The 17,408-nt window shown below is 74.5% G+C and carries 13 protein-coding genes; 6 read left to right on the top strand and 7 right to left on the bottom strand.

All coding sequences use genetic code 11. The annotated features are described in order from the left end of the window. Nucleotides 1–1,042: 1,042 nt before the first annotated feature. Nucleotides 1,043–5,674, bottom strand: a complete 4,632-nt coding sequence (locus tag MRBLMG1_RS22905) for an Lhr family ATP-dependent helicase (protein ID WP_367825970.1) — start codon at nucleotides 5,672–5,674, stop codon at nucleotides 1,043–1,045. A gap of 165 nt (nucleotides 5,675–5,839) precedes the next feature. Between MRBLMG1_RS22905 and MRBLMG1_RS22900 the strand changes: the two genes are divergently transcribed. Genes MRBLMG1_RS22900 through MRBLMG1_RS22890 form a run of 3 tightly spaced genes read left to right on the top strand, consistent with a single transcriptional unit; the run spans nucleotide 5,840 to nucleotide 7,837 of the window. Beyond that, nucleotides 5,840–6,706: an AraC family transcriptional regulator gene (locus MRBLMG1_RS22900; protein ID WP_367825969.1), complete on the top strand. Its 867-nt coding sequence runs from the start codon at nucleotides 5,840–5,842 to the stop codon at nucleotides 6,704–6,706. Nucleotides 6,707–6,764: 58 nt separating this feature from the next. After that, nucleotides 6,765–7,532 carry an AzlC family ABC transporter permease gene (locus tag MRBLMG1_RS22895; RefSeq protein ID WP_367825968.1) on the top strand — a complete coding sequence of 256 codons (768 nt, stop codon included), beginning with the start codon at nucleotides 6,765–6,767 and terminating at the stop codon, nucleotides 7,530–7,532. After that, the gene (locus tag MRBLMG1_RS22890) at nucleotides 7,529–7,837 is read left to right on the top strand and encodes an AzlD domain-containing protein (protein WP_367825967.1); all 309 of its coding nucleotides are present in this window, start codon (nucleotides 7,529–7,531) and stop codon (nucleotides 7,835–7,837) included. Before MRBLMG1_RS22895 ends, MRBLMG1_RS22890 begins: the two co-directional genes overlap by 4 nt. Nucleotides 7,838–7,937: 100 nt before the next feature. On the opposite strand, the gene MRBLMG1_RS22885 is transcribed toward MRBLMG1_RS22890, so the two are convergent. After that, a complete protein-coding gene (locus MRBLMG1_RS22885; RefSeq protein WP_367825966.1) occupies nucleotides 7,938–8,867 on the bottom strand; it encodes a hypothetical protein in 930 nt (309 codons plus the stop codon). A 79-nt stretch (nucleotides 8,868–8,946) separates the two neighbouring features. On the opposite strand from MRBLMG1_RS22885, the gene MRBLMG1_RS22880 reads away from it, so the two are divergent. Further along, a complete protein-coding gene (locus MRBLMG1_RS22880) occupies nucleotides 8,947–9,141 on the top strand; it encodes a DUF3046 domain-containing protein (protein ID WP_367825965.1) in 195 nt (64 codons plus the stop codon). Nucleotides 9,142–9,589: 448 nt separating this feature from the next. Then, on the top strand, nucleotides 9,590–10,720 hold the full coding sequence (locus MRBLMG1_RS22875; protein ID WP_414721628.1) for an AI-2E family transporter: 1,131 nt from the start codon (nucleotides 9,590–9,592) through the stop codon (nucleotides 10,718–10,720). A gap of 20 nt (nucleotides 10,721–10,740) precedes the next feature. Here MRBLMG1_RS22875 and MRBLMG1_RS22870 read toward each other — a convergent pair whose 3' ends face one another. The 5 genes from MRBLMG1_RS22870 to MRBLMG1_RS22850 form a co-directional block, all read right to left on the bottom strand. After that, on the bottom strand, nucleotides 10,741–11,520 hold the full coding sequence (locus tag MRBLMG1_RS22870) for a cytochrome d ubiquinol oxidase subunit II (protein ID WP_367825964.1): 780 nt from the start codon (nucleotides 11,518–11,520) through the stop codon (nucleotides 10,741–10,743). Nucleotides 11,521–11,559: 39 nt separating this feature from the next. Continuing rightward, nucleotides 11,560–12,861 carry a cytochrome ubiquinol oxidase subunit I gene (locus MRBLMG1_RS22865; protein ID WP_367825963.1) on the bottom strand — a complete coding sequence of 434 codons (1,302 nt, stop codon included), beginning with the start codon at nucleotides 12,859–12,861 and terminating at the stop codon, nucleotides 11,560–11,562. A 175-nt stretch (nucleotides 12,862–13,036) separates the two neighbouring features. Beyond that, entirely contained in the window at nucleotides 13,037–13,705 is a 669-nt protein-coding gene (locus tag MRBLMG1_RS22860; protein WP_367825962.1) for a response regulator, read from the bottom strand. Beyond that, entirely contained in the window at nucleotides 13,702–14,988 is a 1,287-nt protein-coding gene (locus MRBLMG1_RS22855) for a sensor histidine kinase (protein ID WP_367825961.1), read from the bottom strand. The genes MRBLMG1_RS22860 and MRBLMG1_RS22855 overlap by 4 nt, the downstream gene beginning before the upstream one ends. Nucleotides 14,989–15,032: 44 nt before the next feature. Further along, nucleotides 15,033–16,022, bottom strand: a complete 990-nt coding sequence (locus MRBLMG1_RS22850; protein WP_367825960.1) for a helix-turn-helix domain-containing protein — start codon at nucleotides 16,020–16,022, stop codon at nucleotides 15,033–15,035. A gap of 136 nt (nucleotides 16,023–16,158) precedes the next feature. On the opposite strand from MRBLMG1_RS22850, the gene MRBLMG1_RS22845 reads away from it, so the two are divergent. Further along, on the top strand, nucleotides 16,159–17,388 hold the full coding sequence (locus MRBLMG1_RS22845; RefSeq protein ID WP_367825959.1) for an MFS transporter: 1,230 nt from the start codon (nucleotides 16,159–16,161) through the stop codon (nucleotides 17,386–17,388). Nucleotides 17,389–17,408 lie beyond the last annotated feature (20 nt).

Below are 17,408 nucleotides of genomic sequence, written 5' to 3'. Positions count from 1 at the left end.
TGGCGGCGCGTTGTGCTGGTGCGGCGGGGGTGTGGGTGGTGCCGTTGTTGCGGGTTGCGGGTTGCGGGTTGCGGGTTGCGGGTTGCGGGTTGCGGGTTGCGGGGTTCCGGGGGCCGGGCGTTGCGGGCTGTTCCTTGCGGCGTTCCCCAGGTTGTGCGGCTGGGGCTCGGGTTGTGGGCCGTGCCCCGCCCTGTTAGACCGCCACCCGGGCTGCGGGCCGCGTCTTCGCGGCTGCCCTGGGGTTGTGGGCTTCGACCCTTCCGGCTGCCGCCTGGGTTGTGGGCAGCTGTTCTGCAGGGGCGGAACGGGTGGGCACAACCCACGACGGCGCCGCACACGGGGTGCGGGCTCAGGCGCGGAAGCCTTGGCCCGGCAGGGGGCGCCGTCCCGTGTGCCCACCCGTCCCGCCCCAGCGGGACGATTGCCCACACGGGGGTGGGCCACGGCATTGGGGCGCCCGCCCGCGCGGGAGTGGGTGCGGGCATGGGGGCCCGCCCGCGCGGGGGGCGACGGGGTGGGGGTGCCAGCCCACGCGGGGTGGGCGTCGGGGTGGGGGTGCCCGCCCGGGCGGGGGTGGGTGCGGGCAGGGCATGGGGGTGCCAGCCCACGCGGGGGTGGGCGACGGGGTAGGGGTGCCAACCCGCGCAGGGGTGGGCGACAGGCACGAGGGTGCCGGCCCACACGGAGGTGGGCGACGGGGTGGGGGCGCCAGCCCGCACGGGGGAGGGCGCAGGCAGGGGGCGCCGGCCCACACGGCGGGTAGGCGGCAGGCATGAGGGTGCCAGCCCACACGGAGGTGGGCGACGGAGTGGGGGCGCCAGCCCGCACGGGGAGGGCGCAGGTACGGGGCGCCAGCCCGCACGGCGGGTGGGCGCAGGCATGGGGGGTGCCAGCCCGCACGGCGGTGGGTGCGGGGCGAGCTGCCCATGGGGCGGGGGCGGTGGGCGGCAGGCAGGAGGCGAGAACGGGCGCGCGGCAAGTGTCAGCCGGGAAGCGAGCAGGGGGTGGGTGGAGGCTGTCACCCGGGGGGTGTTGGTGGGGGTTAGGGGCGGATGCGGAGGCCTCGGGGGGTGGGGTGGAAGCCGGCGGATTCGAAAGGGGGGGAGAGGGGGGAGGTGAGGGAGGTGGTGGTGTTGATGCGTTCGAGGGTGAGGGGGGCGTGGCGGGCGAGGGCGTGGGCGGCGGCGAGGAGGGAGGGATCGTCGGGGGTGGTGGGCCAGGAGAGGAGGGTTTTGCCGCCGCGCTCGACGTAGAGGGTGAGTTCGCCGTCGACGAGGACGACGAGGGCGCCGGCTTTGCGGCCGGGCCGGTGGTTGGTGCCGGTGGGGGGCTCGGGCCAGGGGAGGGCGGCGCCGTAGGCGTTCGCGGGGTCGGCGGCGGCGAGGACGAGGGCGCGGGGGCCGGCGGCGGCCTCGGCGCCGCGGTCGCGGGCGGTCGCGGCGGCACGGAGGCGGTCGACGGCGCCGTCCATGGCGAACTGGGCCGCGCCGAGGCCTTCGACGACGTAGCCGCGACGGGCCTGCCCGCTGTCCTCGAAGGCGGACAGGACGCGGTAGACGGCGGAGAAGCCGCCTTCGATGCCTTCGGCGGCCACCGCGCCGCGGGTGACGACGCCGTGGCGGTCCAGGAGGGTGCGGGCGAGGGCGTGGGCCCGGTGGGTCCGTTCGGGCTCGGCGGGAGGCAGCAGCGACCAGCGGCCCGAGACGGTGGGCGGGCCCGTGCGGGAGACGGGGCGGGCGGCGGCGGTGAGGGTGCCGTACCGGCCGCGGGGGATCGTGCGGCGGGCGCGGTGGGCGGTGGATCCGGCGGTGCGGCCCGAGCCGAGCAGGGCGCGTAGGGGGGCCAGGGTGTCGTTGGTGAGCCGGCCCGACCAGGCCAGGTCCCAGAGGGCGTCGGCGAGCTGGGGCTCGGTGGCGTCCGGATGGGTGGTGGCCCGGATCTGGTCGGCGATCTGGCGGAAGAACAGGCCGTAGCCGCCGGAGAGGGCGGTGAGCACCGACTCGTGCAGGGCGGAGAGCTCCAGCGGGTGCGGCGGTGGCAGGAGCAGGGGTGCCGCGTCCGCGAGGTAGAGCGAGACCCAGCCGTCCTTGCCGGGCAGTGACCCGGCACCGGACCACAGGACCTCGCCGGTGGTCGACAGCTCGTCGAGCAGCGCCGGGGAGTAGTCCTGGACCCGCGACGGCAGGATGAGCTTCTCCAGGGCCGAGGCGGGGACGGGCGCGCCCTGGAGCTGCTCGATCGCGCGGGCGAGGCCGTCGATGCCGCGCAGGCTGTTGCTCCCCAGGTGCTGCCACTGGGGCAGGAAGGTGGCGAGCGCCGCCGGGGGCACCGGTTCGAGCTCGTGGCGGAGGGCCGCCAGGGAGCGGCGCCGCAGCCGGCGCAGGACGGTGGCGTCGCACCACTCCTGCCCGATGCCGGAGGGATGGAACTCGCCCTGGACGACCCGGCCCGACGCGGCGAGCCGCTGGAGGGCGCCGTCGGTGACGGCCGCGCCGAGGCCGAAGCGGTGGGCGGCGCCGGAAGCGGTGAACGGGCCGTGGGTGCGCGCGTACCGCGCGAGGAGGTCCCCCAGCGGGTCCTTGACCGGTTCGGTGAAGGCCTCGGGCACGCCGACGGGCAGCGCCGTGCCCAGGGCGTCCCGGAGGCGGCCGGCGTCCTCGATCGCCGCCCAGTGCTCCAGGCCCGCGATCCGGACCCGGATGGCGCGCCGGGCGGCGGAGAGCTCCGGCGCCCAGCCCGGCTCGGCGCCGCGCTCGGCGAGCTCCGCGTCGGTGAGGGGTCCCAGGACCCGCAGCAGGTCGGCGACGCCCTCCACGTCCTTGATCCGCCGGTCCTCCGTCAGCCACTGGAGCTCCCGCTCCAGCTCGGTCAGGACCTCGGGGTCGAGCAGTTCGCGCAGCTCCGCCTGGCCGAGCAGCTCCGCGAGCAGCCGGGAGTCCAGGGAGAGCGCCGCCGCCCGCCGCTCGGCGAGCGGGGAGTCGCCCTCGTACAGGAACTGCGCCACGTAGCCGAAGAGCAGCGAGCGGGCGAAGGGGGACGGTTCGTGGGTGGTGACCTCGACGAGACGGACGCGGCGGGCTTCGATGTCCCCCATCAGTTCGGTGAGGCCGGGGACGTCGAAGACGTCCTGGAGGCACTCGCGGACCGCCTCGAGGACGATCGGGAACGAGCCGAACTCGCTCGCCACCTGGAGGAGTTGCGAGGCGCGCTGCCGCTGCTGCCACAGCGGGGTGCGCTTGCCCGGATTCCGCTTGGGCAGCAGCAGGGCGCGCGCGGCGCACTCGCGGAAGCGGGAGGCGAACAGCGCGGAGCCGCCCACCTGGTCGGTGACGATCTGTCCGATCTCGCCCTTGTCGAAGAGGGCGTCGGCCGCGCCGACGGGCGCCTTGTCGGCGTCGTACGCCGTGTCCAGGTGCCGGCCGGGGTCCACCGGCTCGTGGTCGAGGAGGTCGAGGCCCATCTCCAGGCCCATCAGGTCGGCGTCCGGCAGGCGCAGCACGATGCCGTCGTCCGCGTGCATCACCTGGGCGTCCATGCCGTACCGCTCGGCGAGGCGGGCGCCGAGGGCCAGCGCCCAGGGAGCGTGGACCTGTGCGCCGAAGGGGGAGTGGATGACGACCCGCCAGTCCCCGAGCTCGTCCCGGAAGCGCTCGACCAGGATCGTCCGGTCGTCCGGCACGTGGCCGCAGGCCTCGCGCTGCTCCTTGAGGTACGCGAGGACGTTGTCCGCGGCCCAGGCGTCGAGTCCGGCGGCGAGCAGCCGCAGCCGCGCGTCCTCGTCGGAGAGGGCGCCGACCTCGCGGAGGAACGCGCCGACGGCCCGGCCCAGTTCGAGGGGCCGGCCGAGCTGGTCGCCCTTCCAGAACGGCAGTCTGCCCGGCACTCCGGGCGCGGGGGTGACGAGCACCCGGTCCCGGGTGATGTCCTCGATCCGCCACGAGGTGGTGCCGAGGGTGAACACGTCGCCGACCCGCGACTCGTACACCATCTCCTCGTCGAGCTCCCCGACGCGGCCGCCGCCCTTCTTCGGGTCCGAGCCCGCCAGGAAGACGCCGAACAGGCCCCGGTCGGGGATCGTGCCGCCGGAGGTGACGGCGAGCCGCTGCGCGCCCGGCCGTCCGGTGACCGTCCCGGCCACCCGGTCCCACACCACGCGCGGGCGCAGCTCGGCGAAGGCGTCCGAGGGATAGCGGCCCGCCAGCATGTCGAGGACGCCGGTGAACGCCGACTCGGGCAGCGACGAGTACGGCGCCGCGCGGCGCACCACGGCCAGTAGGTCGTCCACCTGCCAGGTGTCGAGCGCGACCATGGCGACCAGCTGCTGGGCCAGGACGTCCAGCGGGTTGCCGGGGATCCGCATCGACTCGATGGAGCCGGAGCGCATCCGCTCGGTGACCACCGCGGCCTGCACCAGGTCGCCCCGGTACTTGGGGAAGACGACACCCGTCGACACCGCGCCGACCTGGTGCCCCGCGCGGCCGACGCGCTGGAGCCCGGAGGCGACCGAGGGCGGCGACTCGACCTGCACCACCAGGTCGACCGCACCCATGTCGATGCCGAGCTCCAGGCTGGAGGTGGCCACCACGGCGGGCAGCCTGCCCGCCTTCAGGTCCTCCTCGACCTGGGCGCGCTGTTCCTTCGACACCGAACCGTGGTGGGCCCGGGCGAGCAGCGGCGGGGCGCCCTGCGCCGCCCCCGACTGGGCCATGACCTGGGCGGGGGGCGGGCCGTCGGGGAGCGGCTCGCCGGTCGCCCGCTCGTACGCGATCTCGTTCAGCCGGTTGCAGAGGCGCTCGGCCAGGCGGCGGGAGTTGGCGAAGACGATCGTCGACCGGTGCGCCTGGACGAGGTCGGCGATCCGCTCCTCGACCTGCGGCCAGATCGACGGCTTGTCCCCGCCGTCCTTGCCCTCGGACGCGGGTGAGCCGCCCAGTTCGCCCATGTCCTCGACGGGCACGACGACGGAGAGGTCGAACTCCTTGCCCGACGGCGGCTGGACGATCTCCACCGCGCGCTTCGGGGACAGGTAGCGGGCCACCTCGTCCACCGGGCGGACGGTGGCCGACAGGCCGATCCGGCGCGCGGGGCGGGGCAGCAGCTCGTCGAGCCGCTCCAGGGAGAGGGCCAGGTGCGCGCCCCGCTTGGTGCCCGCGACCGCGTGGACCTCGTCCAGGATGACCGTCTCCACGCCCGACAGGGCTTCGCGGGTGGCGGAGGTCAGCATGAGGAACAGTGACTCGGGGGTGGTGATCAGGATGTCCGGCGGCCGGGTGGCGAGCGCCCGGCGCTCGGCCGGCGGGGTGTCACCGGAGCGGATCCCGACCCGGATGTCCGGCTCGGGCAGTCCGAGGCGCACCGACTCCTGCCGGATGCCGGTCAGGGGGGAGCGCAGATTCCGCTCGACGTCCACGGCGAGGGCCTTCAGCGGCGACACGTAGAGCACGCGGCAGCGCTTCTTCGCCTCGGCGGGCGGCGGCGCGGACGCCAGCCCGTCCAGGGAGGCGAGGAAGGCGGCCAGCGTCTTCCCCGAGCCGGTCGGCGCCACGACCAGCACGTCGGAGCCCTCGCCGATGGCCTTCCAGGCGCCCTCCTGCGCCGCCGTGGGCGCGGTGAAGGCCCCGGTGAACCAACCACGGGTCGCGGGGGAGAACGAGTCGAGCGCGGACCTGACCATGCCCCCCATCGTGCACCCCGCCACTGACAACCGCCCGGACCTGTGGACAACCGGCTGCCGACACCCGCCCCGGACCCTGTGGACAACCGGTTGCCGACACCCGCCCCGAGCCAGTGGACGACCGGCTGCCGAGACCCGCCCCCAGCCCCGGCGCAGAATGGAGGCATGGCGAGCGAGGAGCGGGCACGGTACTGGCGGTACGCCGAGCTGCCCGGCGTCGACCTGCTGCACGCGCACTACATCCGCAAGGCGTTCGCCCGGCACACCCACGAGACCTTCGTCTTCGCCGCGATCACCGAGGGCGTCGAGGCCTTCCACTACCGCGACGAACTGGTCCACGCGGGCCCCGGGCAGATAGCCCTGGTCAACCCCGACACCTCGCACACCGGGCACGCGGGCGTGCCCGAGGGGTGGACGTACCGCACGATCTACCCCGACGCGGAGATCGTCCGCTCGATCGCCGCCGACACGCTCGCCCTGCGCGGCTCGGTCGGCTTCACGACGCCCGTCGTCGACGACCCGTACGCCGCACGGCTCGTCGTCGGCGTCCACCGGGCCGCGGAGGAGGGCAACGCGCTCGCGGCGGACAGCCTGCTCCGGCTGGTCACGGCCCGCATGCTGCGCAGCCACGGCGGGCTGATCACGCCGCTCCCGCCCCGCTCGGCGGGCGCGCGGCACGCGGCACGCGCGCGTGCCGTCCTGGAGGAGCGGATGGCCGAGCCGCCGACCCTGGAGCGGCTCGCCGCCGACCTCGACACCAGCCCCTTCGCCCTCCTCAGGGCCTTCCGCTCGGCGTACGGGATGCCCCCGCACACCTGGCTCACGGACGCGCGCGTACGGCGGGCCAGACGGCTCCTCGACGCGGGGACGCCACCCGCGGACGCGGCCGCGGCGGTGGGCTTCACCGACCAGTCGCACCTCAACCGGCACTTCACCCGCAGCGTCGGGGTGCCGCCGGGCGCCTACCAGCGCGCGCGGGGTGTCCGGGGGAGCGGCGGGCAGGGTGCGCGGGGCGGGCCGCCCGCGCCGTGACGGCCGGGCGCAAGAACGTACAAGACCGGCGGGCTCGGGCTCCCGTAACGTCCCTGACGTGGCAGAACAGACAGCACCTCCCGTCATACGCGACGGCGGCACACCGGCGAAACCCGACGCGGCCGTCGTCCGCGACGCCCTCGGGGTCGGCGTCGCCGTCGGCCTCTCCGGGTTCGCCTTCGGCGTCACCTCGGCGGGCGCGGGCCTCAGCCTCCTGCAGACCTGCGCGCTCAGCCTGCTCGTCTTCACGGGCGCCTCGCAGTTCGCCCTCGTGGGGGCGCTCGCCGCGGGGGGCAACCCCTTCACGGCCGCTGCGGGGGCCTTCTTCCTCGGCACCCGCAACGCCTTCTACGGGCTCCGGCTCTCCCAGCTCCTCGCCCTGCCGAAGGCCGTCAGGCCGTTCGCCGCGCACTGGGTGATCGACGAGACCACCGCCGTCTCGCTCGCCCAGCCGTCCCGGCGGGCCGCGCGCGTCGGCTTCACCGTCACCGGCCTCACGCTCTACGTCCTGTGGAACGTGACCACGCTGCTCGGCGCGCTCGGGGCCGAGGCACTCGGCGACACGGCGGCCTGGGGGCTCGACGCGGCCGGTCCCGCCGTGTTCCTGGCCCTGCTCGCCCCCATGCTGAAGTCGACGACCGAGCGGGCCACCGCCGCGCTGGCCGTCCTGCTCGGACTCGGGCTGCTCCCGGTCCTGCCCGCCGGCGTCCCCGTCCTCGCCGCCGCCCTGGCCGCACCGGCCGTGCTCTGGTTCCGGGGCCGCGGGACGAGCGCCGCACCGGCGGGCACGGACCGGGACACGATGGTGGAGGAGGACTCCCGATGAACGTCTGGATCGCCATCGGCCTGACCGCCGCCGGCTGCTACCTGATGAAGCTGGTCGGCCTGCTCGTCCCCGCCGGGACGCTGGAACGACCCCTCGTGCAGCGCCTCGCGGCCCTGCTCCCCGTCGCGCTGCTCGCCGCGCTCACCGCCCAACAGACGTTCAGCTCCGGCGGCTCGCTCGTCCTGGACGCCCGGGCCGCCGGGCTCGCGGCGGCCGCCGTCGCGCTCGTCCTGCGGGCCCCGTTCCTGGTCGTCGTGGGTGCGGCCGTCGTGGTCACCGCGGGGGTACGGGCCCTGGGCTGGTGAGCCCGGGCAGTGGCCGTACGGCGTCCGATGCCCGGCCGCCTCATACGGCACCCGCGCCGCCCCGGTCCCGTACGGCATCCGCCCAGGCCGCACGCACCCGTCAGTCGATGGGGCGTCCGTGGGCGCGGAGGGTGCGGAGTGCCTCGATCGTGACGATCGGGCGCCACTCCAGGGCCGTGCCGGGGGCCCAGGCGCGCCAGCGGATCGGCCAGCCGCCGTCCTCCTGCTGGTCGGCCGCGAGCCGGTCGAGGGAGCGGGTCATCTCGTCGTCCGTGAACCAGTGCGCGGCGAGCGAGTCCGGCACGCGCGCGTAGTCGTGCGGGAAGTGGAACTCGCCGGGCGCGTACCCGTCCGGGACCGGGTAGTCGTCCGGTCGGTCCGGGTCGAGGACGGCGAGCCCCTGCTCCCGGACCAGTCGGCCGAGCCGGTCGGCGGCGGCCTCCGCGCGCGAGCGGTCGGGGGCCCCGTCGAGGAACGCGACGGCGGCCTGGAGCTCGTACGGATGCGACTTCTCGAGGGACTCGACGGCCGCCCAGCAGAACTCGGTGGCCCGGAACAGCCAGGCGTGCCAGACCTGGTTGCGGTGCAGCAGCCCGACCACGGGACCGGTGGAGAGCAGGGAGCTCGGAGGGGCGTCGACGACGGGGACGAACGGCGCCGAGGGGTAGCCGCGCTGGGACGGGTGGATCGCCGGGAGCGCGCCCTCGTGCGTCGACACGTCCGTGAGGTAGCGGCAGATCCGCTCGACGCGCAGTCCGCCGCAGCGGCCGATGGAGTCCAGGACCCGCAGCGCGTGCGCGGTGTGGAGGGGCTGGCTGACCGGCCCGCGGAGGTCGGGTTCGAGCGCGTGGCCGTAACCGCCGTCCTCGTTGAGGTAGGCGACGAGGGCCGTCTCGACCTGATCCGGGCCTCCGCGCAGGAAGTGGTACGCGAACCTGCGCTGTTCGAGGACCCGCGCCGTCAGCCAGACGAATCGCTCGGCGCGCGTCAGGGGGGTCGAGGGCGGGGAGGAGAGGGGTTTTTCGGCCATGCTCCGACCGTAGGGCGGAAAGTCGCGGTGACAAGGCCTGAGGCGCGGGCTGCACTCTTGGGAGCGGGATACTGGGGTCATGCGGTTGACGATTTTCTGGGAACGGATGGCGGACCACTTCGGTGCGTCCTACGCCGAGTCCTTCGCGCGTGACCATGTGATGGCGGAGCTCGGCGGGCGGACGGTGATGGACGCGCTGGACGCCGGCTGGGAGGCGAAGGACGTGTGGCGGGCGGTCTGCGCGGCCGTCGACGTACCGGCTGACAAGCGGTGACGGACCGGCGACCCGCCGGCAGACCCGGGTAACGGACCGGCGACCCACTGGCGGAGCGGGTGACGGATCGTCGACCCACCGGCCGACCGGCGGTGACGGGTCTGCGGCGTACCGGCCGACGAACGGGGACCGGCCGGCGAACGGCCGGGTGACAAGCGGTGATGTGCGGGGCCCCGGGTGGAATGTCCGCGCGGTGCGCGAGACTGGCGTGGTGGCCCCGACTGACGACAGCGACAAAAAAGACCCGACAGACCCGAGCGAACCGACCGGAGCGAGCGAACCGACGACGCCGGCCGAACCGACGTCCCCGGCCGACCGGACGGCTCCCGCTCCCGCGGACCCGAACGCCGGTGCCGGCGAAGGGACCGGCGGGGGGAGCGGGAGAGGCGCCCTGGCGCCGTCCGCTCCCGGGGCCGCGGCGACGCCGCCCGCGCCCTCGGGGGCGCGGATGCCACGCTGGCTGCCGCGTGCGCTCGTCCTGGCGCTCGCGCTCTACTCCTGTTTCCTGCTGGGCAACTGGGCCTTCCACCAGCTCGTCGGCCTCCTCGTCAACATCCTGCTCGCCTTCTTCCTGGCCCTCGCCATCGAGCCGGCGGTCGGGCGCATGGCGGCGCGCGGGATGCGCCGGGGGCTCGCCACCTTCCTGGTCTTCTTCGTCGTCCTGATCTTCGGCGTCGGCTTCGTCGTCCTGCTGGGCTCGATGCTCGCCGGCCAGATCGTGGACATGGTCGAGAACTTCCCCAAGTACCTCGACTCGCTGATCAACTGGATCAACGAGCACTTCCACACGGACCTCTCGCGGGTCGAGGTCCAGGACAGCGTGCTGAGCTCCGACTGGCTGCAGAAGTACGTGCAGAACAGCGCGTCCGGTGTCCTCGACGTCTCGGCCACCGTCCTCGGCGGCCTGTTCCGGCTCCTGACGATCTTCCTGTTCTCGTTCTACTTCGCGGCCGACGGCCCCCGGCTGCGGCGCGCCCTCTGCTCCGTCCTGCCGCCGGCACGCCAGACCGAGGTGCTGCGGGCCTGGGAGATCGCGGTCGACAAGACAGGCGGCTACCTCTACTCGCGCGGTCTGATGGCCCTCATCTCGGGCATCGCGCACTTCGTGCTCTTCGAGATCCTGGGCGTGCCGTACGCCCCCGCGCTCGCCGTGTGGGTGGGCCTGGTCTCGCAGTTCATCCCGACGATCGGCACGTACCTGGCCGGCGCGCTGCCGATGCTGATCGCCTTCACCGTCAACCCCTGGTACGCGCTGTGGGTGCTCTGCTTCGTCGTGGTCTACCAGCAGTTCGAGAACTACGTGCTCCAGCCGAAGCTGACCTCCAAGACCGTGGACATCCACCCGGCGGTCGCCTTCGGCTCGGTCATCGCGGGCACGGCGCTGCTCGGCGCCGTCGGCGCGCTGATCGCCATCCCGGTCGTCGCCACCCTCCAGGCCTTCCTGGGCGCGTACGTGAAGCGGTACGACGTCACCGACGACCCGCGCGTGCACGGCCACCGCAGGTACGGCGAGGCGGTGGTGGCACGGCTCCAGAAGGCCCTGCACCACAAGAAGGAGTCCTCGCCCGACGAGTCCTGACCGGCCCCGTGCGCGTGGGGTCACAGGTACGAGGGGCGGGTCACCCGGTGCCGGAAGGCGTGCCAGGTCCAGGCCTGGACGGCCACCAGGAGCGGGGTGACGACGAGCAGCGCGGGCACGAGCAGGCCGAGCGTGGTCGGGGCGGCGGCCCGCCCGGCCAGCGGGAGCGCGGTGCCCGCGCCGAGCGGCAGCCCCGCGAGCAGGACACCGGTCAGCGCGAAGGACTGCCACGGGCGCCCGGCGCGCCCGACTAGCCTGCGGGCGCGCTCGTACGGCGGTCCCGTGAGCCGGAGCGCGGCGAAGCCGAGTCCGTGCGCGGTGAACAGCGCGGCCACGGCGAGGGCGGTGAGGACGGCCGTGGGGCCGGTCGCCGGCGCGTACGGCCGTCCGGTGAGCAGGGCCGCGAGCATCCACCCCCAGGACAGCGCCACGGTCCAGCTGCCGCACGTCACGGCGGTGTCGCAGCCCGCCCGCCAGCGGCGTCCCGGGCCCCGGCCGCGTGACCAGAGCCCCGCGTCCCGCACGATCCAGCCGGTCAGGAGGGCCACCAGGACCGGGAACTGGCCGCTCAGAAGCTCCCCTTCGAGGGCGGGGAAGCAGCCGACGAGGACGCCGGCGGTGGCGACCAGCCAGACCTCGTTGCCCAGGAAGAACGGGGCGAAGGAGGCGAGGACGAGGCGCCGCTCGCGGTCGTCACGGCCGAGCCAGGGCGTGAGCATGCCGGTGCCGATGTCCGACCCGGCGAGCACGAACCAGCCCGCGGCGAAGAAGGCGAGCAGGGCGATGGCCAGGGTCTCCACGGGAACTCCTCGGGTGGTCCTCGGTGGCGCGGGGCCGCGTCAGTAGCGGGGGGCGGGCAGGGTGTCGGCGGGGTCGGGCGCAGTCCCGTCCGCCGTGGTGTCGGGCCGCTCGTCGTGGCCGAGACCGGACTCGACGGGGCCGCGGCGGGCATGCCGGGTGAGGAGCCAGGCGTTGAGCGCGGCGAGCAGCACGAACACCGTGGTGAAGACGGTGAGGGAGAGGCGCATGGTGCCGGGGGAGAGGTCGGAGACCGCGTCCTCCGTCCTCAGCAGCCCGTAGACCACCCAGGGCTGCCGCCCCGCCTCCCGGAAGACCCAGCCGCCGATCATGGCCAGATACGGCAGCGGTACGGCCGCCATCAGGACGAGATGCCACAGCCGGAACCGGAAGACGACCTTCTTGAAGCAGGCCAGGATCACCCCGGCGAAGCACAGGTACATCATCAGGGCGAAGCTGATCAGCATCACGAGCCCGCCGCCCCGGGTCCACGCCTCCGACGGCACGTAGTCGCCCGGCCCGAAGCGGTCCGTCATCTCCGCCTGCAGTCGTGCGACCTCGGCCGCCTTCCCGCTGAAGACGGCCGACTTCATCGGCTGGAAGGTGGCGAGGACGCCGAACTGGAGCCCGCCGAACACCGCCGCCGCCATCAGCGCCGGCGCCGACAGGAACACCCCGATCCGCAGGCTGCGGCCGAAGAACTCCCACTCCGGAGTGCGCCGGAACAGGTGGTACGCGCTCACCCCGGCCATGAAGAACCCGGCGCTGAGCAGCGCGCCCGCGACTACGTGCCCGAAGGCGAGGAGCGCGGACGGGTTGGTCAGGACCGCGACCGGGTCGTCCAGGACCAGCTCGCCGTTCTCGGAGCCGTATCCCACGGGGTGGTTGAGGAAGCCGTTGGAGACGAGGATCCAGTACGCGGAGAGGTAGGCCGTCAGGACGACGACCCAGATCACGGCCAGGTGGGCCCAGCGGTTGAGCCGGTTCCAGCCGAAGATCCACAGGCCGAGGAAGGTCGACTCGACGAAGAACGCCACGATCGTCTCGACGGCCAGCGAGGCGCCCAGGACGTTGCCCGCCTCGTGGGTGAGCCCGCTCCAGGCCATGCCGAACTGGAACTCCATCACGAGGCCCGTGACGATGCCGACCGCGTAGTTGATCACGTACAGCTGGCCCCAGAAGCGCACCATGCGCGCGTGGAGCGGCTTCCGGCTCAGCGTGGCCCTGGTCTGGAGCGCGGCCACGACCGTCGCGAGCCCCAGTGTGAGGGCGACGAAGAGGAAATGGCCGCCTGCGGTGAGGGCGAACTGCAGCCGCGCGAGATCGAGTACGTCCTGATTCACCCGGTCAGCGTGGGCGCACGGTCAGGCGCCCGGCGTCACCCCGGGGAGGACACCGGGCGTACCCCGCCGGTTGTGCCGCCCCCCGCGCGCGTACCCCGTGAGTCGTCCGCGCCGGGCCCCGTCCCCTAAGGGTGTCCTGTGCCCCGCCGGTGGGGTGCCCGTGGCGCCGGGGAGGTCAGGCCAGCCAGCCGGGGGTGATCATGCCGGACTCGTAGGCGAGGATCACCAGCTGGGCCCGGTCGCGGACGGCCAGTTTGGTCATGATGCGGCTGACGTGGGTCTTGGCGGTGGCGGGGGAGAGGACGAGCCGGCCGGCGATCTCGTCGTTGGAGAGGCCCGCGCCGACGAGGCCGAGGACCTCGCGCTCCCGCTCGGTGAGGGCGTTCAGCCGGGGGCTCGGGTCCGGCTGCCGCCCGACGAGACCGGCGAACTCGGCGATCAGACGGCGGGTCACGGCCGGGGCGATCAGCGCGTCACCGCGCGCCACCACCCGTACCGCGTGCAGCAGTTCCATCGGCTCGGTGTCCTTGACGAGGAACCCCGACGCGCCGGCGCGCAGCGCCCCGTACACGTGGTCGTCCGCGTCGAACGTGGTCAGGATGACCACCCGGACCCCTTCGAGGCGTGCGTCGGCGGTGATGCGGCGCGTGGCTTCGAGCCCGTCGAGGACCGGCATGCGGATGTCCATCAGGACCACGTCGGGGCGCAGTTCACGGGCGAGCCCGATCGCCTGCTCCCCGTCCCCCGCCTCGCCGACGACCTCGATGTCCTCCTCGTCCGACAGGATCGACCGGAAGCCGGCCCGGACCAGGGTCTGGTCGTCGGCGAGCACGACGCGGATCATCGGGGGTCCCCTTCGGAGGTGGCGGGTGGTGCGGCGGGTGGGGTGCGTGGCGGCTCGTGGGAGGCGGGCCGGGGCCCGGCCGTTCCCGCTGGGGCGAGCGGCAGGCGGGCGTCCACGACGAAGCCGCCGCCGTCGGCGTTCCCGGCGGTCAGGTCCCCGCCGAACGCGCGGGCCCGCTCGGCCATGCCCCGGATGCCACTGCCCAGCGGCCGGCCCTCGGGCGCGCCCGCGCCGTCGTCGGCGATCCGCAGGCGCACCGCGTCCGCACCCCAGTCGAGGGTGACGCGTACGGTCCCCGCGCCCGCGTGGCGGGTGACGTTGGTCAGCGACTCCTGCACGATCCGGTACGCGGCGAGGTCGACCGGCGGCGGCAGCGGTACGGGGGTGCCGGTGACGCTCGTACGGACGTCGAGCCCGGCGGCGCGGGCGCGTGCGACCAGGTCGCCGAGGAGCGCGAGCCCGGAGGAGGCCGGGGCGGTCGGGGTGGCCTCGTCGGCGCGGCGCAGCATCCCGAGGGTCGCCCGGAGTTCGCGCAGCGCGTCCTTGCTGGTGGCCTTCACGGCCTCCAGCGCCTCGGTCGCGGTGGCGAGGCCGGCCTCGGGCGCCGGGCCCTTGCCGAGCCGGTGCAGCGCGGCCCCCGACTGGACGTTGATCAGCGAGATGCTGTGGCCCAGCACGTCGTGCACCTCCCGGGCGATCCGCAGCCGCTCCTCGGTGGCGCTCTGCCGGGCCCGGGCCTCCTGCTCGCGCTCGGCGGCGAGCGCCCGCTGCTCCACCTCGTGCAGATAGGCGATGCGGGTGCGCTGGGCCCGGCCCACGGCGACGAGGCTGATCAGCCAGCCCGCCAGCATGGCGAGCGAGGTGTCGTCGATCTGCCGGTGCCCGGGCTGCTGCCGGATCTCGCCGAGCCCCACCGCGAGCAGCGTGACCGCGGCGAGCGCCACGGCGGCGGCGAACCGGCCCTCGGCGGCGGTCGTGTAGAGCGCGAGCGCGAAGGCGATCATGAGCGGGCCGTCCTGGGCGGACAGCGGGTAGTAGACGGCGCAGGCGAGGAGTGTGACGACCGCGACGGCGACGGGCTGCCGCCGCCGGAAGTACAGGGCTCCGCAGCCGACCAGGATCAGCGCCCAGCCGAGCACCGTACGCGGCGCCGGTTCGCTCGCGTACCGAGCCGAGACGAGCGTCCACACCGCCACGACGAGCAGCACGACACCCGCCACGAGCGCGTCGGCGGTCCGCGGGGACGGGCGGCCGCCGCCGGGGGCGCGGAGGGGGAGGGGCATGCGTCGAAGGATAGGCGGCGGGCGGCGGTTCGGCGCCGGCTCCGTTACGGAGGTGAGTCGCCGGTGCCGGCTGCCCTGTTCCGGGGGTCTGCGGGAGCAGCGGGGGAGGGCGCTGCCTGCGGGCCGGCAGGGGCGGCGGGGGTGGCAGGGCCGGCAGGGCCGGCAGGGGTGGCTACCAGGCTGGCGAGGAGCTTGAGCCGGTCTTCGTCGGGTGAGCCCGGTTCGGCCGTGTAAAGGGTGAGGGAGTGCGCCTCGCGGGCGGACAGGGGCAGGTCCAGCGGCTGGTAGGTGAGTTCCAGCGGGCCGGCGTCGGGGTGGTGGAAGGTCTTCACGCCGCCGTGGTGGATGCGGACGTCGTGGGCGGCCCAGCGCGTACGGAACTCGGTGCTCAGGGTGGACAGTTCCCCGATGAGTTCCCTCAGCGCCTTGTCGTTCGGGTAGCGGCCGGCCTCGGCGCGCAGCAAGGCGGCGGTGATGGTGACGGCCTGGTCCCAGTCGGCTACGAAGTGCTGCGCGCCCGGGTCGAGGAAGTAGTAGCGAGCGCAGTTGGGGCGGCCGTGGTCGTCGACCGTGTCGCTGTGGAACATGGGGGACAGGACCGCCCGGGCGAGCGCGTTGGTGGCGACGATGTCGAGGCGACCGTTGGTGACGAAGGCCGCGGACAGGGTCATGGAGTCGAGCAGCCATTGGACGCGGGGCGGCACGTCGACGGCCTTGCGGCGCCGGGGCGCGCGGCCGGCCGGCTGGGCGGCGCGGGCGAGGTCGAAGAGGTAGGTGCGTTCGTCGTCGTCGAGGTGGAGCGCGCGGGCGACCGCGTCGAGGACGTCTTCGGACACGCCGTTGATGTGGCCCTTCTCCAGGCGCGTGTACCACTCGGTGCTGACGCCGGCGAGAACGGCGACCTCCTCCCGACGCAGGCCGGGGACACGGCGCCGGCCGCTGGTGGGCAGCCCGGCCTGCTCCGGTGTGATCCTGGCGCGTCGGCCGGCGAGGAAATCCCGGATGTCGGAGCGGTTGTCGGGGCGCTTGTCCATGCCTCCACGGTAGGCGCGTGCCGCCGAGGGAGGGGAGGTGGAGCTTGTACCCCCTATAACCGCGACCTTCCTGACCTGCGTGGATACCGATTCTCTGGGATGGACGACCCCCAGCGACACCCCTTGGAGAACCACCATGCAAGGAGCGACCCTCCACGCCTCCGTCGAAGCGCGCCCACGTCCGCCTGCCTCCCGCCGGCTTCCCGTCGTGGTCTACGTGCTGGCCCTGGGGACGTTCCTGATGGGCACGAGCGAGTTCGTGGTGGCGGGTCTGCTGCCGGAGATCGCGGGCGACCTCCAGGTGAGCGTGGCCCGGGCCGGTCTGGCGATCACCGTGTTCGCGGTCGGGATGATCATCGGTGCGCCGCTGATGTCGATGCTGACGCTGCGGCTGCCCGCCCGGTGGACGCTCGTGCTGGCCCTGGGCGTCTTCGCCGCGGGACATGCGATCGCCGCTGCCGGTGACGGTTTCGGGCTGCTGCTCGCCGCGCGGTTCCTCACCGCGCTGGCGACCGGGGCGTTCTGGGCGGTGGCGAACGTCGTGGCCACCCGGGCCGCCGGCCCGGCCGCGAGCTCCCGCGCCGTGGGAGTGGTCGGTTCCGGTGCCATGCTCGCCAACGTCGTCGGCGTGCCGCTCGGCGCGTTCGCCGGGCAGCTGATGGGCTGGCGCGGCCCCTTCTGGATGCTGGCCGTCCTGGCGGTGGCCGCGGTGGCGCTCATCGCGCGCTGGGTCCCGCACGAGACCCGCGGCGGGCAGGCGGTGTCGATTCGGTCGGAGCTGTCCGCGCTGCGCGCGGGCCGGCTCTGGCTGGTGCTCGCGGCCTGCGCCGCCACAAGCGCCGGCGTGCTGGGCACGTACACCTACATCGCGCCGCTGCTGACCGACCGGGCGGGAATCGCCGCGGGTCTCGTGCCGCTCGTCCTCGTCGGGTTCGGCGCCGGCGCACTGGCGGGCTTCCTCGCCGGCGGTCGACTCGGTGACGTCCGCCCCTACGCGACCACGATCACGGCCGCGGCGTCGGCCACGGTGATGCTGTCGGCGCTCGCCCTGCTGTCGGGCTTCGCCGTCCCGACGGTGCTGCTGGTCGCCCTGCTCGGACTGGCCGGGTTCCTCGGCACCCCGGTCCTGATCGCCCTGGGCGTCCGGTTCGCCGGCCGGGCACCCACCTTGGGCTCGGCCCTGACCGTGTCGGCCTTCAACCTCGGCACCGCGGCCGGCTCCTGGATCGCCGGACTCGCCCTCGACTCGCCCTTCCAGGCCGCCGGACCGGCCACGGTCGGTGCCGCGGTCGCCGCGCTGACCCTCGTCCCCACGATCACCATCGCGCTCGTCCAGCGTCGCCGCAGCGGGCCCGCCCACGGCTAGGCCACCGGCCCCGGGACCGC

Origin of the sequence: Streptomyces sp. LMG1-1-1.1, assembly GCF_040815545.1 — a bacterium.
GTDB lineage: Bacteria > Actinomycetota > Actinomycetes > Streptomycetales > Streptomycetaceae > Streptomyces.
The sequence above is the reverse complement of the archived record's forward strand: the minus strand, read 5'-3'. Positions and strand labels throughout refer to the sequence as shown.